The following is a 21,264-nucleotide window of genomic DNA, read 5'->3' as shown; positions in this document are numbered from 1 at the left end:
GTCCGCTGCGCTCCCTGCGGTGTATCGGTCGTGTCGCTAAGCCGCAGGAGTCTTCGCTGTTTTGCTCCATATCTTAGAAAACCTTCTCGTGCTGAAGTGGTTTCCATAAGCGAACTCGGACACTCGTCCGAGTGGGTGCTCAATGCTATGCTGAGACTGTAGGAGTCTTTGCTCCTCCACTTCAACTCAAGAAGTGAACCTAAGCGAAGGCGCGGCTCAGGACTGGGTGGAGCAATAAGACGAGTGTTCTTCTCGGCGTATTGTGGGAACCTGGTCCATAGCGTCAAAGCGGGATATAAATGTCATTTCTTTAATTCAATTAATAAGCTGTTTATATATTTTATTACGGATACAAACGGTTCAGCAAACGCGGGAACGGGATGGATTCACGGACGTGTTCCGCACCTGAAATCCAAGCCACTGTACGCTCAAGGCCAAGTCCGAAGCCGGAATGCGGAACTGCTCCGTATTTGCTGAGCTCAAGATACCAGGCATAAGCAGATTCGTCGAGATTGTGTTCCTGGATGCGCTGTTTCATCAATTCGTAATCGTAGATCCGTTCTGATCCCCCGATGATTTCGCCGTAACCTTCAGGCGCGATCAAATCGGCGCAAAGAACGACGTCGTCACGTTCCGGATGCGGCTGCATATAGAACGGCTTGATGCCGATCGGATAGTTGATGATGAATACCGGCATATCATATGATTCGGCAATAGCTGTTTCATGCGGTGCGCCGAAATCGTCGCCCCATTCAATATCGTCAAAGCCGTTGTCATTCAGCCATTTGATCGCTTCATCATAAGTGATGCGCGGGAATGGTGCCTGAATCTTTTCAAGTTTTGAAGTGTCTCTTCCCAGACGTTCCAATTCAAGTTTACAATTTTTCAAAACGGATTGGACGATATGGGAAACGAATTGTTCCTGGACTTCCAGGCTTTCATCATGTTCCATAAATGCCATTTCCGGTTCGATCATCCAAAATTCGATCAAGTGGCGGCGCGTTTTCGATTTTTCGGCACGGAAAGTGGGTCCGAAGGAGAACACTTTCCCTAAAGCCATTGCCGCTGCTTCCATATACAGCTGTCCTGATTGGGACAGGAATGCATCTTCGTCAAAATATTTCGTTGCGAAAAGTTCTGAAGTCCCTTCCGGTGCAGAACCGGTCAAAATCGGCGGGTCCACTTTCACGAAGCCATTGTCGTTGAAGAATTCGTATGTGGCACGGATGATTTCATTACGGACTTTCATGATGGCGTGCTGCTTGCGCGAACGCAGCCATAAATGGCGGTTGTCCATCAGGAATTCAGTTCCGTGTTCTTTGGGTGTAATCGGGAAATCTTTTGCTTCGTGCAGCACTTCGATTCCTGTCACCGCTAATTCATAGCCAAAAGATGAACGTTCATCTTTTTTAACTTCTCCGGTTACGTATAAAGACGTTTCCTGCGTCAGGCCTTTTGCAGTTGCGAAGATCTCATCGCCTACTTCAGCTTTCACTACGACTCCCTGGACAAATCCTGAGCCGTCACGCAATTGAAGAAATGCAATTTTTCCGCTTGAGCGTTTATTGGCGACCCAAGCCCCTAGTTTTATCGTTTGACCTTCATATTTAGCCATTTCGGCGATTGTTATTTTTTTCATACCAGCACTAGCCTCCAAAAATATGTTTTCAACGTTATTTCTGCCATCTTTCTGCAACGAATTTACCGATCCGTTCCACCGCTTCGTCCAAAGCTTCCATAGAAGTCGCATATGACAAGCGGATCGTGGATGGTGCGCCAAAACCGGATCCCGGGATCACAGCTACATTCGCTTCCGTAAGTATGGCCTCTGCAAATTCATCGACTGAGGCAAAGCCGGTTTTTTCAGCCGCTTCAGAGACATCCGGCAATAAATAAAATGCCCCCTGCGGACGGATGATGTTAAAACCAGGAATTGCTTCCAGTTTCGGATAAATCTTTTCCAGTCTTCCTTCGAACGCCTGGCGCATTTCCTCCACAGCATCCTGTGGCCCGTTATATGCTTCAATCGCTGCATACTGGGAAGTGGTGGTCGGATTCGAAGTCGAATGGCTCGCTAGATCTGTCATCGCTTTGATCAGGCTTGAATCGCCTGCTGCGTAACCGATGCGCCATCCTGTCATGGAATGGGATTTTGAAACGCCATTCACGATGATCGTCCGATTTTTTGCATCGTCCGATAAAGTCGCTATGGAGACATGCTCATCTTCACCATAGACCAGTTTTTCATAAATTTCATCCGAAACGATCAGGATCTCTTTCTCGCGGCAGACTTCCGCCAGCTCCTGCAATTCCTCTTTCGAATAAATCATGCCGGTCGGGTTGCTCGGCGTATTGATCATCACTGCTTTCGTGCGGTCTGTAATCGCCTCGCGCAATTGCTGCGCCGAAATTTTATAATCCTGGCTGGCTGTAGCTTCTATGTATACCGGTACACCTCCAGCCAACTTCACCTGTTCCGGATAGCTGACCCAATATGGAATGGGGATGATGACTTCATCGCCTTCATCGAGCAATACCTGGAATAGCGTATAAAGTACATGCTTCGCCCCTACCCCAACCATTATTTCATTCGGTGCATAACTTAACTCCTGATCACGCGCTAATTTCTGGATGATCGCCTTTTTCAAAGCAGGCAATCCGCCCGAAGGTGTATATTTTGTCTTTCCGTCAAGCATTGATTGGTAGGCTGCCTGCAAAATATGATCCGGTGTATTATAATCGGGCTCACCTGCTCCCAGTCCGATGATATCCACTCCCTGCGCCTTCAGTTCATTGGCCTTCGCCGTAATGGCCAATGTCGTTGAAGGTGTCAATGTCTGGACGCGTTTTGCCAGTTTACTCACTTGTCTTCAGCCCCTTCACAAATTTAAAATCCTTTTCCAGATCGAACCGTCGTCTGCGGAAACATAGACGTAATTCAATCGGTCGTTCTGCGTTATAAAGACGACTTCCCAGACCACTTTTTCATTTTCCATGCCAAGTTTGGTATGGAGGATCTCTTTGACGTCCATTTCTTCCAAGGCAATGCCTCTTGCCTCCTGGGCCGTCACTTTTCCTTCCATATCCAATTGGATGACTTCCTGTCCTTCGATCGGCACAAATACCGCTTTTAATATGCCTTCTGCATCCGTTCCGATGACAGTGACAGAATTTTGCCCTTTCGAATAAACATATGACCTGCTGATCTCATCGAGTATATTTTCATCCTGGACCTGGGCCACAGCTCTATTTTCAACGTCTGAAAAAGGCTTATTGCCGAGGATCAGGATGACGATGATGATGGCAGTTGCAAGGAAAGTCAGGAAACCGGTTATAAATATGATCCATTGTTTCATTTCATCACCTGATCTATGTTTTGTAAATCGTGAAGACCGCTTTCTCCGGATCTTCTTTATCTAGAGCAAGGCCGAACATCAGATTATCATGCTTCAGCGTCCTGTTCAGTGCATCAACGACTTTATATAAATCAGGTTGATAGGCAATATTCACCGTGGACAGCACTTCTATTTTTGACTCCATCTAAACGACCTTCCTTTCAATTTTCACTGCTTATTATACCAATGTTCAATATCCGTTACCATCTTTTCCAAAGACACTTTTGAGACCCCTACTTTTGGCAGGGCATCGAGAAATTCCTGGCCGTAGGACTTCGTTTCAATACGCCGGTCCAGGACGATGAACAGCCCCTTGTCCTCCTTCGAACGGATCAGCCGCCCGAATCCCTGCCTCAAACGGAGCACGGCTTCGGGCAGAGCGTAATGCATGAATGGATTGATGCCTTCTTTCGCGATCATTTCAGATTTGGCTTTGAAGATCGGCTCGTCCGGTGACGTGAACGGAAGCCTGACCACGACCACCGCCCGCAGTGCATCCCCAGGCACGTCGACCCCTTCCCAGAAGCTGTTGGTGCCGAAGAGGACCGATTTCTGGAAGCGCTGGAACGATTTCAGCAACCGCATCCGGCTGCCCGATGAAATTCCTTGCGCAAACAGCATATAATCGTCGAGCAATCCGGTATCCTGGATCAGATCGACCGTTTTCCTCAGCATATCCTGGGAGGTGAATAAAACAAAGCATCGCCCTTCTGTTACGAGCACTGTGCGAATGACTGCATCTGCCACAGCCTCAATATAATCACTTTGCGAAACCTGCTGGATATCCGGCATATCGTCAATTACAAAAACCTTTGCGCCTTGATAGAAATCTTTTGGCGGTTCGTATTTGGTGACTGCCACGGAATCCGGAACACCTAACTGGTTCACGATAAACCGGTCGTTCGATGGCACGGTCATTGTACCGGACAGCCAGATGATCCCTTTTTCACCACGGATGGGAGCCGTCACCCGGTCGATGATGGACTTCACTTCAAAAGGCCGTTTATATAACGATAAGCTATTCGGCAAGCTCCTCAAATCACCTTCAACCCAGCTGACTTCATCGTTTGCCGGGAAAACGAAGATCTCGCTGAACTCGACCGCTTTCAACATCAGTTCCTGCGTCCAATAACGCCAGTCGGCAATCACAAGATGATCTTCAATCGACTGTTCCGGAATATTCTCCGCTTTCCGGAGAATGGTCTGAGACAGGTCGATCCATTCATTCAATAATTTCAGCAGTTCAGCGAATTCCCCAGTTGGCGCCGGCAGCTCACTGAGCAGCAGAGAATTCTTCTTGTGTTTCTGTTCACGGAATTTCACTGCAAAATCCTGTGAGAGGATTGTGGCGATCCGGTCAAAAGCGACTGTGAACCCGATGAACAGGCTATCGAGCCTGTTCATCTCCGCAAGGCTTGCAAATCCGCTCCTGTCAGCAGCCGATTTCAGCTTCGAATATAGTTGCCGTTCTTCGGCAGTGCCGATCTGGCCGAAAATATACTTCCACTGTGTGTAGACGAAAGTTTTTTCATACTGTGAAACTGCAGCCTGGACTGCCTGATGGGCTTCATCCCATATGATCGAACCGGCATTGTCAAGCAGGGAATTGGATGAATTCGGCTGATTGAGAAGAAATGCATGATTGGTTACGATGATATCAGCTTTTTTTGCTTGATCCAAAGCATATCCAAAAAAGTCATACGCTTGTTCTTCTCGTCTCGGCCTTCTGGTATGTGAACGTCTTATCTTATCCAATAATAATTGGCCGCCGCTGGAAACATTCAGTTCATTCAAATCCCCAGTGGATGTTTTCGTCAGCCAGATGAGAATCTGCATGATCGTAAAGGTTTCATCATAGGATTCATCTTCGCCGTAAAGTATTTCAGCGAATCTCGTCAAATCGATATAATGGCCAAGTCCTTTGATGAGGGCGATGGAAACTTTCTCGCCGGTGAATTTTTCGACGATACCGGCTTCATTCCATAATAACTGGTCCTGAAGATGCGTCGTATACGTACTGACGATCACCTGTTTGCCGGTCGAAAGCGCATGGTTTGCAGCCGGCAAAAGATAGGCGATGGTTTTCCCCATCCCTGTGGAGGCTTCTATCACCATCTCTTCGCCGTCCGAGAGAGTCGACTGGATCGCTGACATCATCCGGAACTGGCTTTCACGCCGTTCAAAATTCGGGAACATCTCACTCAGCCTGTCCTGCCAATCCGTTTTCGGCACGTAATGGCCCCGCTCTTTGTCAGGCGTTTTTGTCCGGGGTTTAAGCGGTATCCCCTTGAACTGATCCAAGTCATTCCGGTGTGAATTTCTCTTGCGGGCCGTTTCCTCATACAGCAGCCGTGATAGATCTGATTTCAGCTGGAATGAACGTTTATGCAGCAGGGCCAATGTTTCATATGGGAGCAACCCCAGATCTTTCTTGGCCTGCAGGAACAGTTCTGCGGTCGCATAGGCATCATCATCGGCCCGATGCGCATTGCCAAGCTCAATATCGAGGTCAGCCGTAATATCCTGTAATTTATAGCTGATGGCTGTCGGATAAAGAAGACGCGCCAGTTCCACCGTGTCCATCGTCAGACCATGCCATTTCGGCTGTCCGCTCCTCTGCAATTCCTTCTGAAGGAACGGCAGGTCGAAATTGGTATTATGCGCGACAAAAATCGCATCCTGCAATTTGCCGTATACTTCTGTTGCATAGGATTCGAAAGGCTCCGCCTGTGCGACATCCGCATCAGAAATCCCGGTCAGATCCTGTATGAACATCGGAATTTTACGTCGGGGATTCACAAACTTCGTATATGTATCAGTAATTAAGCCATTTTCAATCGTCACTATTGCCAATTGGATAATCCGATCACCTTTAGCAGGGGAATGGCCGGTCGTCTCGATATCGACGACAACGTATTTATCTGTGTTCATGACAATCCCTCTTTCTACGGTGGTCCTAAGGAAAAGCGGAAGCGCCCGGTCAGCTCTGAAAGGCATAGGGCAAAGCAGAGTAGTGGCGGTCTTTGCCACGCAGCTGGGTCGCCCTATGTCCCGAAGAGCTGGGCGCTGGAGTCTGGACAGCGATTCATCCATGCAAAGAACTTTTCAATTTTAACAAGTCTTATTTTCATAACATCTCCCAAAATTGTAACATATCCGGCCCTTTTGCGCTTTTTTGTTCTGCTGTATACGTTTGAGAAAAATAATTACTTTTTCAATACGCTTCGGCGCTTTGGACAGACCATGGTTTTTGGAAAGCGAAGCTGCTTTGCGGAATATCGATTGCTCTAGTTTACTAATTCAGTTTAATTTTAAAAACAAAAAAGCCTTCTATATAAGAAGGCGAGGTTTACATAATCGTTGCTTCTGGTTCGTAGCTGATGATTTCTTTGATTGAATTATCCTGGTCCATAATCGCGACGGTCGGTTTATGGCCGCGTGCCTGATCATCCATGATATAGGCATAGGACAGGATGATGACGATATCGCCTTTTTGTACAAGGCGCGCTGCCGCGCCGTTCACACAGATGACGCCGCTGCCCCGTTCGCCTGAAATGATATACGTTTCAAAACGGGCACCGTTATTATTATTGACGATGTGGACTTTTTCATTCGGCAGCATGCCGACCGCATCCAGCAGATCCTGGTCGATCGTGATGCTTCCGACATAATTCAGGTCGGCTTCTGTGACTGTGGCGCGGTGGATTTTTGAGTTGAGCATCATTCGAAGCATTGTCAGTTCCCCTTTACGGTAAATAATAAATTATCGATCAATCGCGCTTTTTCGAATTGGACAGCCAGTGCCAAAATCGCATCGCCCTCCACCTTTTCGGTAAGATCCGGATAGGACAGGAACTGGATGTAATCGATTTTGCCGGAAGTATGGTCTCTCAGATAGTCTGTCATGACAGCAACCGGATCCTGCTTGGCCAGTGCCGCCTGTTTGCCAAGTTCAAGGGCCTTTTTCAGATGCGGCGCTTCTTTACGTTCCTGTTCAGTCAGATAAACATTGCGTGAGCTTTTTGCGAGTCCGTCTTCTTCCCTCACTGTCCCGACGCGCCTGATTTGGAGCGGGAAATTAAAATCGTCGGCTAGCGATTCGATGATTGCCAGCTGCTGGGCATCTTTTTGGCCGAAATAAGCCTTGTCCGGCTGCACCAGATGAAATAATTTCGTCACCACTTTCAGGACGCCGTCAAAATGTCCGGGACGCGATTTTCCGCATAATTGCTCAGCCAAACGCCCTGCTGAAATCGTGATGGCCGATTGTCTCGGATACATCTCTTCCACGCTCGGTGCAAAGATGACATCGACCCCTGCGTCTTTTGCCAGCTGTGTATCACGTGCCATATTCCGAGGGTAGCGGTCAAAATCTTCATCCGGACCGAATTGGGCCGGGTTGACGAAGATGCTCATGACTATGGCATCATTTTCATCCTTTGCCGTACTCACGAGTTTCATGTGCCCTTCATGCAGGAAACCCATCGTCGGCACCAGGCCGATTGTGGAACCGGCAGCTCTTGTATCTGCCACCCATTGTCTTAATTCTTTTATCGTTTCGATAATGCGCAACACTTTTCTCTCCTTCCCGGAAGAAAGCCGCATATAAAAAGTCCTCCTGTCAAAAATGGACAGAAGGACAGAAAATGATAGACTCGTTTCTTCCGTCCCTGTCATGCAATAGATCAAGGCAGATTAAATTATTTTCGTTTTGTTGGTACTTAAAATGGTGCAGTTCCAGATCGGATACTGCCCGTAAAAATACTATAGCAGAAGAGGCATGGAAAAAACAATTATCAATTCTTCATCTCGATATCAGCCGAATAAACGCCGTGTAGCTTGCCGTCCGGTGTACGGAGCTGCAATACACCGTCATCGGTGATGCCTTCCGCAATCCCTTCAAGCGTCTCTTTTGCCATCCGCGCACGAACCGGTTTGCCGATGGTGGTCGAATAGCTTTCCCACATCAATTTCAGCACACCGAACCCTTCTTTGATATAGAGGGCCGTATATTGTTCCAGATGATAAAGGATGGCGCGCACCAATTCCTGGCGGCTGACATGCTGCCCTGTCTCCATCTTTAAGGATGTTGCGATCTCTTTCACTTCATCGCTGAAATCTTCCGGGTCCTGATTGGCATTCAAACCGATTCCGATGATGAGCGCTTTGATGCCATCCGCATCCGATTGAAGTTCGGTCAGGATACCGGTACTTTTTTTGCCGTTCATCAGAATGTCGTTCGGCCATTTTATGTCCGGCCGGAGTCCCGTGACATCCTCGATCGCCCGTACCACAGCCACGGCGGTGATCAATGTAAATTGCGGCGCACGGTGAAGCGGTACATCCGGACGAAGAATCACACTCATCCAAATACCTTTGCCGTGGACAGAGTCCCATTTCCTTGCCATTCTGCCTCGTCCAGCGGTCTGTTCTTCCGTCAATACGACTGTGCCGTCGGGGACACCTTCCTGTGCAAGCCGGTGTGCGATGATCTGAGTGGATTCACAGGAGTCGATCCATTCCAGCGTTTTTCCGAAGCGTTCGGTTTTCAGCAACGGCTGTATGGTCGAAGCTTCAAGTGAATCAGGTATTCCTGACAGCACATAGCCTTTCTTTTTGATGGATGAAATTTCGTAGCCCTTTTCCTGCAGCTCCTTAATATGTTTCCACACAGAAGTCCTGGAAATGCCGAATTCATCTGCAAGCTGCTGTCCGGATACCGGTTCACCTGAAGCTTCCATCAACCGCGAAGCCAGTTTATTCGTTACAGTTATATTCATGAAGGAACCATTCCTTTATCTTCTCTTTGTCATTAGCCAGTCTGCCGTAGACTACCAGCTGTTCTGCAGCAGCAATCGCATCCTTCAGCCACGGCCCGGATTTTCTGTCCGTCCAGCGCATCAGATCACGGCCATTTACAGCGAGATCCGATTTAGACTGAACCGGCAATTCACTTTTTATCTGCGCCCAGTCTCCGTGAATCCGCTTTAGCCGCGCTGCAAGTTCCAGTTGGCGCACTGTGTGCCGATAGAATGTCCCCGCATCCCATGATTCGTTTGAAGCTGCTGCCAATGCATTTTTGAGCAGGCTTTTTTCTTCATTTGAAAATCTATAACCGGCTAAAGCAGAAACGTCGCGCTGATTCTGCCATAATGCATAGAGCCAGCCGCTCAGCGGATCCTCAGTCGGAATAAACCCTTTCCAATCCGATTTGAAGATGTCTCCAGCAGGCAGATGGTCCGCAAGACCGGAAGCCACCAGATAATCGATACTCCGGACAGCATTGGGATTGGACATGATTTTATCCAGTTCAAGCTTCAGGCGTTCAACCGCAATCTTTTCGATTAATCCGGCATTCGAACAGATCGACGCCAATGTATCGTCATCGATCGAGAAGTCCAATTGCCCCGAAAACCTGACTGCCCGAAGCATGCGCAGGGCATCTTCCCGGAAACGGCTGTCCGGATCCCCGACAGCCCGGATGATTTTATGCTCAAGATCTTTTCTGCCGCCGTACAGGTCGATGACTTCCAGCGTTTCTGTCATAGCCATGGCGTTGATCGTAAAATCGCGCCTCTTCAGATCTTCATCCAATGATTTCACGAAATTCACCGAATCCGGCCTCCGATTGTCGGAGTAATCGCTTTCTGTCCTGAAGGTCGTAACTTCTACACCTGTGCCATTTACGAGAACCAGAACCGTGCCGTGCTGTATGCCGGTATCTACAGTCCGTTTAAATAGCCCTTTTACCTGCAGCGGCTCGGCAGAAGTCGCCACATCAAAATCTTTCGGATTTTTGCCGAGAAGGAAGTCCCTTACAGCACCGCCGACCAGATACGCTTCAAATCCGGCTCGTTTTAGCGTGCCGATGATTTCAATCGCTGTTTTCATTTCGCTTCCCCTTTTGTATCAGCCGCGCATAAATCGCCTCGTATTCCTTCAATATCTTTTTGGAATGGAATTTGGAAGCAGCTGTCTCAATGGCCCCCGCCTTTAACTGCACACCCGTTTTCTGATCCATCAACAGATCCACAGCGTATTCGGCAGCTTTCCCGGTGTCGCCGAGTTCCACCAGATAGCCGTTCCTGCCGGGTTCGATGATTTCAGGAATACCGCCGACATTCGTCCCTATCCCCGGCACACCGCAAGCCATCGCTTCCAGCAGCACCAGGCCGAACGCCTCTTTTTCCGAAAGCAGCAATTTCAAGTCGCTGATATTATATAACTCGGATAAATTATCCCGTTTCCCAAGAAACAGCACATCTTCTTCCATATTAAGAGTACGCACTTGTTCCTGGACCCTGCTCATTTCCGGACCGTCACCGACCAGCAGCAATTTACTGGAAACTTCCTTATTAATCCTATAGAAAGTGTCGATGACATCTCCGACTCTTTTCACTTTCCTGAAATTGGAAACGTGGATTACGACTTTCTCATCTTCTCCAATGCCGAGGTCGGTTTTTAATGTGCCCATATTTTTGACCTGATAATCCCGCTCATCCACAAAATTATAGACCGTTTCGATTTGCTGGTCCGGGTCGATCATCTCGTATGTCTGATCGCGGAGCGAATCGGATACCGCTGTCACGATATCCGATTTTTCGATGCCGTAGCGGATGGCTTCCTTCAATGAAGAATCCGATCCCAGCACCGTAATGTCTGTGCCGTGCAATGTCGTCACGATACCGATGTCCGACCCAGCCATATCACGGCCCAGGATTGCGCAAACCGCATGTGGAATCGCATAATGGACGTGCAGAAGATCCAATTGCTCATTTTTGATGACCTCTGCTATTTTCGTTGCCAGCGCAATATCGTAAGGTGCATATTGAAACACAGAGTAGGAATTTACATCCACTTGGTGGCTGAACACATTTGAGTACATCCGGTTCAAGCGGAACGGTGTGCTCGATGTGATGAAGTGAATTTCATGGCCTTTTTCAGCCAGCAGTTTGCCCAGTTCCGTCGCGACCACTCCTGAGCCGCCTACGGTCGGATAACAAGTGATGCCAATTTTCATTTTCTTCAATTCAGCCATTCTTATCCTCTCCGTTCGCGTATCAGGCGCCAATCCACAAAGCCTTCTTTTAAGCCCTTCAATAACACTTCAGCTGTGCCCATATTGGTCGCCAGCGGAATATTGTATACATCACATAGACGGATCAATGCAGTGACATCAGGTTCATGCGGCTGTGCCGTCAATGGATCGCGGAAAAAGATGATCATATCCATTTCATCCTGTGCAATCATTGAGCCGATCTGCTGATCTCCGCCGAGAGGACCTGAGCGGAAACGGTGGACTTCAAGACCTGTCTCCTCAATGATCCGCTGGCCTGTCGTGCCTGTCGCAAACAAGGAATGCTCAGATAAAATCGGCTGATAGGCGATTACGAACTGAATCAGGTCATCCTTTTTGCGGTCATGTGCTATTAATGCGATTTTCATGCCATCTTCCCCTTTTAATCGATTATGTTTTCCAATCCGTAAACGAGATTGTCTATTTCCATCACTTTTGTGACCGATAAAGTCACACCTGACATGAACGAACCGCGGTTGAAAGAATCATGCCTGATCGTCAGCAGCTGGCCTTCTCCCCCGAGCAATACCTGCTGGTGAGCAAGCAGACCCGGAAGCCTCACACTATGGATACGCATGCCGTCATAATTGGCACCGCGCGCCCCTTCCAAAGTCTCTTTTTCTTTGGGGTGGCCCTGCATATGCGGCTCCCGCTGTTTCGAAATCATGTTGGCCGTCTTCATCGCTGTGCCGGACGGGGCATCCAGTTTCTGATCATGGTGCAGCTCAATTATTTCGATATCCGGAAGATATTTCGCTGCCTGTTCTGCAAATTTCATCATCAAGACAGCGCCGATCGCAAAATTCGGGGCGATGATGCAGCCGATGCGATGTTCTTTCGCATAAGCTGTCAATTCCTTCAATTCCTCATCGGAAAATCCTGTCGTTCCGACTACCGGCCGAATGCCGAGTCCGAGCGCATCCCGCGTATGCTGATAAACGGATTCGGGTGATGTCAGATCGACCAGTACATCCGGTTTCGTTTTTTCATGCAATTCCTTAAGATCCAGAAAAATCGGCACTGTAAAGTTCTGCGGAAACAAGTTCGTATCCGCCAGGGTCTCCCCGATTTCTTTATAATCCAGTATGGAAACAAGTTCCATTCCTGTGTTTTTCATAATGGTATGTACAGCTTCCTGCCCCATTTTTCCACGGGCACCAGCGATTGCAACCCGAATCGTCAATTGCTCTCATCCTTTCTTGTCCAGCGGTTTTTATCCCGTGTATTAAACTTTTCCATCACGCCGTCATGTGCTGTGGCCAGGTCTATATCCAATGAATTCGCCATTGTGATCAAAACAAAAAGAAGGTCACCCATTTCTTCCGTGATGCTTGCTTCCGCCTCGGTCGATTTCTTTTTCTTCGGTCCGTATACATGATTGACTTCCCTCGCCAATTCTCCCAATTCTTCCGTCAGACGGGCAATCATTTCAAGCGGCGTAAAATAGCCTTCCTTAAATTGAGAAATATATTGGTCGACTTCCTGCTGCAGTTGTTTCATCGTTTTATCCTGTCCCATATTTTCACACTCCTTAGTCAATCGTAAAGAAAAGAAATGGTGTTGTCAAAATACTGAAAATAACACATAATACAAGAGTTGAACTTTTAGAGCGGAGATGATGACAGTTGAAAGACCTCAGAATAAAAAATATTTTTTTCATCTTATTGGGCGCTGCCATATTCAGTTTTGGGTTTGTTCACTTCAACATCCAAAATGAGCTGGGTGAAGGCGGATTTGCAGGTATTACGTTGATCTTATATTTCCTTCTTAACTGGGATCCTGCGTTAATGAATCTATTATTGAACATCCCGATTTTTTTTATCGGCTGGAAGCTTCTAGGCAGAAAAGTGTTCTTTTATACCATAATCGGAACAGTGGCCGTTTCTGTTTTCCTGAAAATATTTTTGATCTATGAAATCCGGATTGACCTGCAAAATGATTTATTCCTGGCTTCCCTGTTTGCGGGGATTTTCGTCGGCGCGGGTCTCGGCATCATTTTCCGCTACGGCGGAACTACAGGCGGCGTGGATATCATCGCACGGCTTGTGCAAAAATATGTCGGCTGGAGCATGGGGAAGACAATGTTCCTTTTTGATGCCGCCGTTATCCTCGTTTCCTGGGTCGTGTTTTTGGATAACCGTTCGATGATGTATACCCTTGTTGCTGTTTTTGTCGGCGCCCGGGTCATCGACTTTGTGCAGGAAGGCGCATATTCCGGACGCGGGGCTTTAATCATTTCCAATGCCCAGGAAGAGATCGCAAGCCGCATCTCGGTTGAAATGGACCGCGGCATAACGATTCTCCGCGGTTATGGTCATTTCTCCAAAGAAGAGCGGGAAGTCCTGTATTGCGTCGTCGGCCGAAATGAGATTGTCCGTCTGAAAAATATCATCAATGAAGTCGACCCGCATGCTTTTGTATCGCTGATCGAAGTGCATGATGTCATCGGTGAAGGTTTTACGCTCGATGAACAGAAGATGCCGCTCCATTAATCTAGCTGAAATCAGAAAAGCCGCTCCGACTATTCAGTCGGAGCGGCTTTTTACGTATTACGAACGGTTCATGCTTGTGTAGATCAACAGCAGACGGGCAAGCTCCATAACTGCTACTGCAGTTGCGGCCACATATGTCATAGCGGCTGCATTCAAAACTTTCTTCGCATGCGGCTCTTCTTCATTGCGGATGATATTCGCCGACAGCAATTGATCCATCGCCCGGTTCGAAGCGTTGAACTCAACCGGCAGCGTAATGATCTGGAACAATACCCCCATTGCAAGCAGGATGATCCCGATCAGCAAAGCGCCACTTAAAGAAGAGAATATACCGATCATGATGAAGATCCATGATGCGTTGGATGAAATATTGACCAGCGGCACCAGCCGATGGCGCAGACGCAGGAATGAATAATCCTCTGCATCCTGAATCGCATGCCCCACTTCATGGGCAGCTACAGCTGTACCAGCGACAGAAGCTTCATGATAATTATGGCTTGACAGCGCCACAGTTTTCTTCAGCGGGTTATAATGGTCGCTTAACATTCCGCGGCTTTCAATTACCTTTACATCATACAAACCGTTCTGGTCCAGAATCATACGGGCAACTTGAGCACCTGTATGGCCGGAAGTCGAACGAATTTTGGAATACTTACCGTAAGTTCTCTTTAATTTGAATTGAGCCCATAAAGGAAGGATCAACAGCACGGCAAAATAGATTAGATATGCACCTAAACCCATATAGCAATTACACCCTTTCGCAAATATCTGTTACCTTTATTTTACTTGGAATGGTCAGGCTTGGTCAACTGAAACGGCGCGGGCTTATTCAGCCAGGCAACGAATAAGGCAAAGGCGATACAGGCTATTGAAAGCCAGAAGGTAAAGTAGCCGATTTGGCTGCTGTATTCCATGAGGCTTCCATAGATCGGCATCTGGCCGAAGACATAATCGATGACATCGTTATGCAGCGTCCAAATTGCCGCAAGCGCCACTGCCAGCCAGCCGAACCGGTAATGATCGATATACAGGACGGCCTGCAGCGCCATGGCGAAATGGGATGCTACCAGCATCCAGCCGATCCAACCGATATCGCCGGTCTGTCCTAAAGTCAGAAGGTTCATGACCACTGCCCACAAGCCATATTTTATAAGCGTGATAAACGCCAGCGCTTCGATCAGGCTGCTCCGTTTGCCGATCAGCCATAAACCGAGGACGATTGTGAAAAAGAGGCTGGCAGTAGGACTGTCAGGGACAAAAAGAAGGAATTTCGGTGCAGTGATGGCTAATTGCCACCCATACCATATGTATCCGTAAATGGTGCCTCCCAGATTGACGAAAAACAGCAGGATCAAAAACGGCTTGAACATCAGCCAGGCAGAAACTTTATTGATAAAGGAATACATTTCTATTCTTCCTTTCAAGATAGCAAAAAAGAGCCGGTTTCCCGGCTCTTTTTTTAGTATGTCATTCTGCTTCAAGGCCAGCGATAAACTCAGCCATTGTCTGCAGGTCTTCTTCAGAACCATCTACGTCAACTTCGAAGGAAGGTGGCATTTTTTGTTCGCCGTCTTCTTCGATACCGTTGACCGCGATGTCAGCGATTTCTTCAGGCGTATAGCCAGTGCCAACCAAAGTAGGTCCTACTTGACCTTCAAGATTGTCACCATGGCAACTGATACAAGAACTGGTCGAATAAACTTCGTAACCCGGATCTGTAGTATCAATTTCAACTTCTTCCTGGATTTTCCCTTGAGCTTCAGCAGCTTCCCAGTCGTGGTTCGCAACAGATTCCCAAGTAAGGAAAACGATTGAAGCGATAGCAAGCAGCATGAAACCTGTCGGAAGCGGCCGTTTTGACGGGCGTCTTTCCGGACCGCGATCCAGGAATGGCGCCAAGGCCAAAGCACCGAAAGCAAGACCAGGTACGATGATGGCACCTACAATATTGAATGGACCTGAAGCAAATTCATATTTAAGTAATTGGTATAAGAATAAGAAATACCAGTCTGGCAGTGGAATATAGCCCGTATCAGTCGGGTCAGCCTGGCCTTCAAGAGGCGACGGATGAGCGACAGTCAAAAGCAGATAACCAATTAAGAAGACTGCACCTATCATCCATTCTTTAAGAAGGAAGTTAGGCCAGAAAGCTTCTGTCTTACCAGGATATTCGGAATAATCCTTCGGGATATTCGGCATGCGATGTTCTAAGCCTTTAACACGCGAATCCCCTACAAATTTCATTCCTTTTCCGCGATGCATAGTGTCCCCTCCTTTTAAAATCCATTAAGCCTCACTTATTAAAGCGGGCCAGAAATACCCTGTCTCCGAATCATGATAAAGTGTGCCGCAAGCAACCCAAGCAAAGCAGCAGGCAAGAAGAATACATGAATGGCGAAGAATCGGGTCAAGGTTTGTGCACCAAGAATCGTTGAATCCCCGGCAAGCAATGTTTTGATCATATCGCCGACCAGTGGCACCGATGCAGCGATTTCAATACCAACTTTAGTTGCGAATAATGCTTTCATATCCCATGGAAGAAGATAACCTGTGAAACTTAATCCTAAGATAACACCGAACAGCATTACACCAACAACCCAGTTCAATTCACGAGGTTTCTTATATGAACCCGTGAAGAATACGCGAAGCGTATGAAGGAAAATCATAACTACTACTAATGAAGCTCCCCAGTGGTGCATACCGCGCACGATTTCTCCGAATGCAACTTCATTCTGAAGATAATAAACCGACTGCCAGGCATTCTCGATATCTGGTACGTAGTACATAGTTAAGAACATACCGGATAAGATCTGGATTACCGTGATGAAGAACGTTAATCCTCCAAAACAATAAACGAATGCTGAGAAGTGGTGTGCGGGGTTTACGTGTTCCGGTACTTCATGGTCCGCAATATCACGCCAGATCGGCGTAATGTCCAGACGCTCATCAACCCAATCATATAACTTATTTAGCACTGGTGTCGTACCCCCTAACTATTAAACTACTAATGTGTTTGCTTTTACTACTCCGATAGCTACATAGCCATCTTGCTCTTGAACGTCATATTCATCGAGCGGTCCAAGTGGTGGTGTACCTGGAACATTCTGTCCGTTTTTCTCATAACGTCCAGCGTGGCATGGGCAGAAGAATCGATTTGGCTGTTCCGGATCTCCGGCCCAGTTGACTGTGCATCCCAAGTGTTTGCAGACTGGTGAAAGTGCGATCAATTTATCGCCTTCTTTGTAAACCCAAGCTGAACTTGTTACTTCAGATACATACCATGCATCCGTTTGTTCAAATGTAAAGTCGACGCGTACTGGTTCTTCAGTAACTTCATCCACTCTCTGGTCAGTCAATACGAAGTCGCCCCCTTCTTTCTGTTGAAGAACCGGGTCAACTGCGAAACGAACCATCGGCATCAGCATACCTGCTGCCATGAATCCGCCGACTCCTGTTAATGTGTAGCCTAAAAATTGACGTCGTGATACACGATTGTTACTCATCCTTTTCCCCCCTCTAACATTCAAGGTCAGTCCAATGGACATACTCATTTCAAATATAATTACTAGGACAACCTAATGATATATCAATAGAAAGTACAGGTCAATAATGCCGTGAAGCTAAATACCAGTTTGTGAACATTTCATGAAGCTTATGACCATTCCTTCAGGAAAAGCGGAAGCACCTGCCGCAGCTGGTCTTCCATGACCGATTGCTTGAAATTTCTGTCCATATCCATCGTCGGGATGGCCGGAAGCCACAGCACATTTTCCAATTTTTCAACTGAACGCCACGCAGCATCAGTCGTCAGATAAAATACATGTTTAAATTCAGCCTTTTTCATTTCAGCAGATATTTCTTCTGCCACCCGTTCCCTGTCAGCACCCGATGTATAGGATAATGGCGGAAAGAGCAATATTCTTCCTTTGAATTGTTTTTCAAGCAAAGCCGTCAGCGACTGCAAATATTCCGAGGCCCCGGCACTCGATTTCAGGTCGGATGGATTTAAATTCAGCTCGAGCAGCGGAACTACCGCTGTATCCACATATTCTCGCTGGCTGAGATATTGATCGATGTCTTTACCAATAAAATGCATAGAATCTACTCACTTTCCAATTTTTTGATCGTTTTTATCTTGTACAGCAAGGTTGAAAGTTCAAAGAAACGCTCTTTATCATTCGAATCGAGCGCTTCATCAATCTGCGCCAGAATGGTTTCCTCCTGAAATACGGAGAGACTTTCCTCCAGAAGTTCTTCGGCCAATAGCCGGTCCTGGGCACTTACAGTTTCATCCGGCGGCAAATAGGGATTCTCCTCCAGCACAGATAAATATAGGGGTGACGGCGGTCTGTTGGGGAAATTCAATTGCAGATAAAGGTCCTGATCCGGGTTCAACCTCAAATCATGGAAAGATTTTTCGGCATCGGCAGTCATGAGGTTGCCTTTATAGAAACGGAATGGCAATTCTTTGGATTCCGTTGACGACATGACCATCGCGCGCGGACAATAATGCGCCTCTTCAACGAAATGGGTTTTTTCCAGCAGCTCATCATTGCTGAGCATATAGTTCAATATCCAGATACATTCCCGCCGTTTCATCTTATAGGATTGAAGAAACCATCGGACAAACTGCTTTTTATCTCCAACCGAGACAGAAGCTGTCATTCCTGCTCCTCCTTTCATTCAAATGAATGTTCCAAATCGAGCCATTCCTGATTTTCCGGCTCCAGAACCTGCAACTCTTTAAGTATTTCAATAGCACGTTCCCTTTTTCCTTCTTCGATCAGAAAACGCATATATTTCGAGAGGAAATCCGGATCATCGCGGAACGATGGATATGCCAGATCGAAATATTCCGCGGCTTTACCGAATTGCTCTGTTCGTTCGTAGGATTCAGCCAACATCGGGTACAAGCCGGCCCAGTCGTCTCCGCTTGCCACGACCGCTTCCGTAAGTTCGAGGACGTCTTCATCCATTTCCTGCGAATGGAAATAAGATACAAGCGTATAGATGGCCTCCATGTATTCCGGGTCAAGGGCCACTGCCTGCCTTAGATTTTCGATCCCCTCATCCGAATTGCCTAATTTCATCGCAAGCTTCCCTGCAAAAAGATAAAGTTCCTTATCGAATTCGTCTCTCTTTATCCCTTCTTTAATGGCTTCATAAGCAGCTTTATAATCTTCCGCCATATTGAGGCTCTGGGCCTTCAGCAAATAGGCGGAGAAATAATCGGGATCCAGGACAGTCAAGTCGTCGAGGCGCTGGACAGCCCGCTCATATTGCCGGGTTTGAAATGATGCAACCGCCGCTCCGAAGAGGACATCCGGCTGCACTTGGTCTTCAAGTGCTTCTTCGTAATAAGGCAAAGCTTCTTCATAAGCAGCACCTGCACTATAGACTTCGGCAAGCCGTTCCGATAGATTGACCCCGTCGATTTTCACACCATCCCTTTTCAGATCCTGATAAATCTTCGCAGATTCCAGGTATCTGCCAGACTCCAGCAGCAATTCCGCTTTCGCCTGCATCAGAAGGGGTTCATCCGGCAGCAGCTCTATCGCTTCATTCAGCCGGTTTTCCGCCGCTTCCAACAGTCCCTGAAGCTGGAACAGATCGGCAAGCGTCACCAGGGCCTGCGGATAATTCTCATCTTCCTTCGAAACTTCCATCAGCAGGTTCAATGCCTCGTCCTCCCGGTCTGCTTCGATCAAAAGATTGGCGCGGTCTATTTTCAGCTGGCCTTCTTCCGGAAATAAATATTCCAGGTGCTCTAAAACCCGGATCGCCTCTTCAACAAACCCGATATCACCCAGCCATTCCGATAATCCGAATTGCTCTTCCGGGTCAGCGTTCAATAAATATGTGTCGAGCAGGGAGTTCACTTGGTCCATATCCCCAAGTTCCACCGCTTTTTGGATTTCCTCAATTGTAGCCATACTATCACCCATTCTTTCAATTTCCTATATCCATCCTACACGATACCCAGTTGTTAGCATAATAAAAACTCCCCCGGAGGAGAGTCAGCGGACCAAACTATTCAAATGATCCATGAAGCCCGGATAAGAGACCGCGATGCAATCCGGTTCATCGATCGTTACGGGACCCTCAGCCGCAAGTGAAGCGACTGCCGCCATCATACCGAGCCTGTGGTCGCCGTACGTTGTCATGGCGGCACCATTCAGCTGTGTCGGCCCTTTGATGACCATGCCGTCTTCTGTTGCCCTGATATCGGCACCCATTTTCGTCAACTCATCGACTACCGCTGTAATCCGGTCCGTTTCTTTGACGCGCAATTCTTCCGCATCTTTGATGACCGTCGTCCCTTGGCATTGAGTGGCGATCAGTGCAATGACCGGAATTTCATCGATTAATCTTGGAATCAGCTCTCCGCCGATTTCAATTCCGGTCAGTTCGGACGAACGGATGACCAGATCGGCCACCCGCTCCCCCTCGGTTTCTGTTTCAAGGATTTCAAAATCTGCGCCCATTTCTGAAATTACATCCAGAATGCCGGTCCTTGTCGGATTTATCCCTACATTTTCCAATGTGATCTCACTGCCGCGTGTCACCAGGGCCGCGCCGATCATGAAAGCTGCTGATGAAATGTCGCCTGGCACTTTTACATGCCGGGCTGCCAATTCCTGCCCTCCGGCAATCTCGATGGTGCTTCCATTGCGGTTTATCTCGGCACCGAATTGGCGGAGCATGATTTCTGTATGGTCTCTTGTCGCCACCGGTTCTTCGATGGCTGTGGTGCCTGTTGCCTGCAGAGCAGCCAGTAAAATCGCTGACTTCACTTGTGCGCTCGCGACAGGCAGGGAATAATTGATGGCCTTCAGTTGGGTGCCGTTGATCGCAAGCGGTGTAAAACGGCCGTCCTCACGACCACGGATGTCCGCTCCCATCCGCCTAAGCGGTTCAACAATCCGTTTCATCGGCCGCTTCGCAATGGAATCATCACCGGCCATGACCGAATGGAAATTTGTCCCCGCCAGCAGACCCAGCATCAGCCTGGTGGTGGTCCCGGAATTTCCGGTATCCAGCACTCGGGAAGGCTCTTTCCAGTGGGCTATGCCTTTACTGGTGATGGTCACTTTTTCATGATCCAGCCGGATCTCCACCCCGAGATTCCGGAAACAATCGATGGTGCTGAGGCAATCTTCTCCCAATAGAAACCCTTCGACTGTTGTCGTTCCGGATGCGATGGCCCCGAACATGATGGACCTGTGGGAAATCGATTTATCTCCAGGCACTTGAATGGAACCTTTTAATGAAGGGTGGTCAAATGTCAGATTCATAGGCA

The 21,264-nt window shown here is 47.8% G+C and carries 23 protein-coding genes; 1 reads left to right on the top strand and 22 read right to left on the bottom strand.

Going from position 1 to position 21,264, the window contains the following annotated elements; genetic code table 11:
- Positions 1–343 precede the first annotated feature (343 nt).
- From asnS to IQ294_RS04230, 13 genes are all read right to left on the bottom strand, one after another.
- Positions 344–1,639, bottom strand: a complete 1,296-nt coding sequence (gene asnS, locus IQ294_RS04290; RefSeq protein ID WP_203332800.1) for an asparagine--tRNA ligase — start codon at positions 1,637–1,639, stop codon at positions 344–346.
- Between the two features lie 34 nt (positions 1,640–1,673).
- Positions 1,674–2,864 (bottom strand): aminotransferase class I/II-fold pyridoxal phosphate-dependent enzyme, encoded by a 1,191-nt coding sequence (locus tag IQ294_RS04285; RefSeq protein ID WP_203332799.1) that lies wholly within the window; start codon positions 2,862–2,864, stop codon positions 1,674–1,676.
- 15 nt (positions 2,865–2,879) lie between these two features.
- Positions 2,880–3,356, bottom strand: a complete 477-nt coding sequence (locus tag IQ294_RS04280; protein ID WP_203332798.1) for a cell wall elongation regulator TseB-like domain-containing protein — start codon at positions 3,354–3,356, stop codon at positions 2,880–2,882.
- A 13-nt stretch (positions 3,357–3,369) separates the two neighbouring features.
- A complete protein-coding gene (locus IQ294_RS04275; RefSeq protein WP_144836946.1) occupies positions 3,370–3,540 on the bottom strand; it encodes a YpmA family protein in 171 nt (56 codons plus the stop codon).
- Between the two features lie 23 nt (positions 3,541–3,563).
- Positions 3,564–6,326, bottom strand: coding sequence for an ATP-dependent DNA helicase DinG (gene dinG / locus IQ294_RS04270; RefSeq protein ID WP_203332797.1), 2,763 nt, complete (start codon positions 6,324–6,326; stop codon positions 3,564–3,566).
- Positions 6,327–6,744: 418 nt separating this feature from the next.
- Positions 6,745–7,128, bottom strand: a complete 384-nt coding sequence (panD, locus tag IQ294_RS04265) for an aspartate 1-decarboxylase (protein ID WP_203332796.1) — start codon at positions 7,126–7,128, stop codon at positions 6,745–6,747.
- Between the two features lie 2 nt (positions 7,129–7,130).
- Complete coding sequence (gene panC, locus IQ294_RS04260; protein WP_203332795.1) at positions 7,131–7,967, bottom strand: pantoate--beta-alanine ligase; 837 nt, start codon at positions 7,965–7,967, stop codon at positions 7,131–7,133.
- Between the two features lie 224 nt (positions 7,968–8,191).
- On the bottom strand, positions 8,192–9,175 hold the full coding sequence (locus IQ294_RS04255) for a biotin--[acetyl-CoA-carboxylase] ligase (protein WP_203332794.1): 984 nt from the start codon (positions 9,173–9,175) through the stop codon (positions 8,192–8,194).
- Entirely contained in the window at positions 9,153–10,286 is a 1,134-nt protein-coding gene (locus IQ294_RS04250) for a CCA tRNA nucleotidyltransferase (protein ID WP_203332793.1), read from the bottom strand. The genes IQ294_RS04255 and IQ294_RS04250 overlap by 23 nt, the downstream gene beginning before the upstream one ends.
- Entirely contained in the window at positions 10,270–11,424 is a 1,155-nt protein-coding gene (gene bshA, locus IQ294_RS04245) for an N-acetyl-alpha-D-glucosaminyl L-malate synthase BshA (RefSeq protein ID WP_203333300.1), read from the bottom strand. The genes IQ294_RS04250 and bshA overlap by 17 nt, the downstream gene beginning before the upstream one ends.
- An 11-nt stretch (positions 11,425–11,435) precedes the next feature.
- Complete coding sequence (mgsA, locus tag IQ294_RS04240) at positions 11,436–11,840, bottom strand: methylglyoxal synthase (protein ID WP_203332792.1); 405 nt, start codon at positions 11,838–11,840, stop codon at positions 11,436–11,438.
- A 14-nt stretch (positions 11,841–11,854) separates the two neighbouring features.
- On the bottom strand, positions 11,855–12,655 hold the full coding sequence (gene dapB, locus IQ294_RS04235; protein ID WP_203332791.1) for a 4-hydroxy-tetrahydrodipicolinate reductase: 801 nt from the start codon (positions 12,653–12,655) through the stop codon (positions 11,855–11,857).
- Positions 12,652–12,990: a nucleotide pyrophosphohydrolase gene (locus IQ294_RS04230; RefSeq protein WP_203332790.1), complete on the bottom strand. Its 339-nt coding sequence runs from the start codon at positions 12,988–12,990 to the stop codon at positions 12,652–12,654. Before IQ294_RS04230 ends, dapB begins: the two co-directional genes overlap by 4 nt.
- A gap of 107 nt (positions 12,991–13,097) precedes the next feature.
- Here IQ294_RS04230 and IQ294_RS04225 point away from each other — a divergent pair, with 107 nt between their 5' ends.
- Entirely contained in the window at positions 13,098–13,964 is an 867-nt protein-coding gene (locus IQ294_RS04225) for a YitT family protein (RefSeq protein WP_203332789.1), read from the top strand.
- Positions 13,965–14,021: 57 nt separating this feature from the next.
- Here the strand turns inward: IQ294_RS04225 and IQ294_RS04220 are convergent, their stop codons facing one another.
- The 9 genes from IQ294_RS04220 to aroA all read right to left on the bottom strand — a co-directional run bounded on the left by IQ294_RS04220 (position 14,022) and on the right by aroA (position 21,259).
- Positions 14,022–14,705 carry a zinc metallopeptidase gene (locus IQ294_RS04220; RefSeq protein ID WP_203332788.1) on the bottom strand — a complete coding sequence of 228 codons (684 nt, stop codon included), beginning with the start codon at positions 14,703–14,705 and terminating at the stop codon, positions 14,022–14,024.
- Between the two features lie 41 nt (positions 14,706–14,746).
- Positions 14,747–15,370 (bottom strand): lipoprotein heptaprenylglyceryl N-acetyltransferase LhaT, encoded by a 624-nt coding sequence (lhaT, locus tag IQ294_RS04215; RefSeq protein ID WP_203332787.1) that lies wholly within the window; start codon positions 15,368–15,370, stop codon positions 14,747–14,749.
- Between the two features lie 61 nt (positions 15,371–15,431).
- A complete protein-coding gene (locus IQ294_RS04210) occupies positions 15,432–16,226 on the bottom strand; it encodes a menaquinol-cytochrome c reductase cytochrome b/c subunit (protein WP_203332786.1) in 795 nt (264 codons plus the stop codon).
- Between the two features lie 38 nt (positions 16,227–16,264).
- Entirely contained in the window at positions 16,265–16,939 is a 675-nt protein-coding gene (gene qcrB, locus IQ294_RS04205) for a menaquinol-cytochrome c reductase cytochrome b subunit (protein WP_203332785.1), read from the bottom strand.
- Positions 16,940–16,960: 21 nt separating this feature from the next.
- Positions 16,961–17,467 (bottom strand): Rieske (2Fe-2S) protein, encoded by a 507-nt coding sequence (locus IQ294_RS04200; RefSeq protein WP_203332784.1) that lies wholly within the window; start codon positions 17,465–17,467, stop codon positions 16,961–16,963.
- Between the two features lie 149 nt (positions 17,468–17,616).
- A complete protein-coding gene (locus IQ294_RS04195) occupies positions 17,617–18,060 on the bottom strand; it encodes a DUF2487 family protein (protein WP_203332783.1) in 444 nt (147 codons plus the stop codon).
- A gap of 5 nt (positions 18,061–18,065) precedes the next feature.
- Positions 18,066–18,629, bottom strand: a complete 564-nt coding sequence (locus IQ294_RS04190) for a ReoY family proteolytic degradation factor (RefSeq protein WP_203332782.1) — start codon at positions 18,627–18,629, stop codon at positions 18,066–18,068.
- 14 nt (positions 18,630–18,643) lie between these two features.
- Positions 18,644–19,897 (bottom strand): tetratricopeptide repeat protein, encoded by a 1,254-nt coding sequence (locus IQ294_RS04185; protein WP_203333299.1) that lies wholly within the window; start codon positions 19,895–19,897, stop codon positions 18,644–18,646.
- 84 nt (positions 19,898–19,981) lie between these two features.
- A complete protein-coding gene (gene aroA / locus IQ294_RS04180) occupies positions 19,982–21,259 on the bottom strand; it encodes a 3-phosphoshikimate 1-carboxyvinyltransferase (protein WP_203333298.1) in 1,278 nt (425 codons plus the stop codon).
- Positions 21,260–21,264 lie beyond the last annotated feature (5 nt).

This window comes from Planococcus beigongshangi, from assembly GCF_016820495.1.
In the GTDB taxonomy this organism is placed as follows: domain Bacteria; phylum Bacillota; class Bacilli; order Bacillales_A; family Planococcaceae; genus Planococcus; species Planococcus beigongshangi.
Note: the sequence above shows the minus strand (reverse complement) of the source record. Positions and strands in the feature narration are given on the sequence as shown.

Coding starts and splice junctions, on each gene's coding strand:
- aroA (WP_203333298.1), bottom strand. CDS start 21,259: ATGAATCTGACATTTGACCACCCTTCATTAAAAGGTTCCATTCAAGTG.
- IQ294_RS04195 (WP_203332783.1), bottom strand. CDS start 18,060: ATGCATTTTATTGGTAAAGACATCGATCAATATCTCAGCCAGCGAGAA.
- asnS (WP_203332800.1), bottom strand. CDS start 1,639: ATGAAAAAAATAACAATCGCCGAAATGGCTAAATATGAAGGTCAAACG.
- IQ294_RS04190 (WP_203332782.1), bottom strand. CDS start 18,629: ATGACAGCTTCTGTCTCGGTTGGAGATAAAAAGCAGTTTGTCCGATGG.
- IQ294_RS04185 (WP_203333299.1), bottom strand. CDS start 19,897: ATGGCTACAATTGAGGAAATCCAAAAAGCGGTGGAACTTGGGGATATG.
- IQ294_RS04275 (WP_144836946.1), bottom strand. CDS start 3,540: ATGGAGTCAAAAATAGAAGTGCTGTCCACGGTGAATATTGCCTATCAA.
- dinG (WP_203332797.1), bottom strand. CDS start 6,326: ATGAACACAGATAAATACGTTGTCGTCGATATCGAGACGACCGGCCAT.
- panD (WP_203332796.1), bottom strand. CDS start 7,128: ATGCTTCGAATGATGCTCAACTCAAAAATCCACCGCGCCACAGTCACA.
- IQ294_RS04230 (WP_203332790.1), bottom strand. CDS start 12,990: ATGGGACAGGATAAAACGATGAAACAACTGCAGCAGGAAGTCGACCAA.
- IQ294_RS04200 (WP_203332784.1), bottom strand. CDS start 17,467: ATGAGTAACAATCGTGTATCACGACGTCAATTTTTAGGCTACACATTA.
- IQ294_RS04255 (WP_203332794.1), bottom strand. CDS start 9,175: ATGAATATAACTGTAACGAATAAACTGGCTTCGCGGTTGATGGAAGCT.
- mgsA (WP_203332792.1), bottom strand. CDS start 11,840: ATGAAAATCGCATTAATAGCACATGACCGCAAAAAGGATGACCTGATT.
- IQ294_RS04250 (WP_203332793.1), bottom strand. CDS start 10,286: ATGAAAACAGCGATTGAAATCATCGGCACGCTAAAACGAGCCGGATTT.
- lhaT (WP_203332787.1), bottom strand. CDS start 15,370: ATGTATTCCTTTATCAATAAAGTTTCTGCCTGGCTGATGTTCAAGCCG.
- IQ294_RS04280 (WP_203332798.1), bottom strand. CDS start 3,356: ATGAAACAATGGATCATATTTATAACCGGTTTCCTGACTTTCCTTGCA.
- IQ294_RS04220 (WP_203332788.1), bottom strand. CDS start 14,705: ATGGGTTTAGGTGCATATCTAATCTATTTTGCCGTGCTGTTGATCCTT.
- IQ294_RS04210 (WP_203332786.1), bottom strand. CDS start 16,226: ATGCATCGCGGAAAAGGAATGAAATTTGTAGGGGATTCGCGTGTTAAA.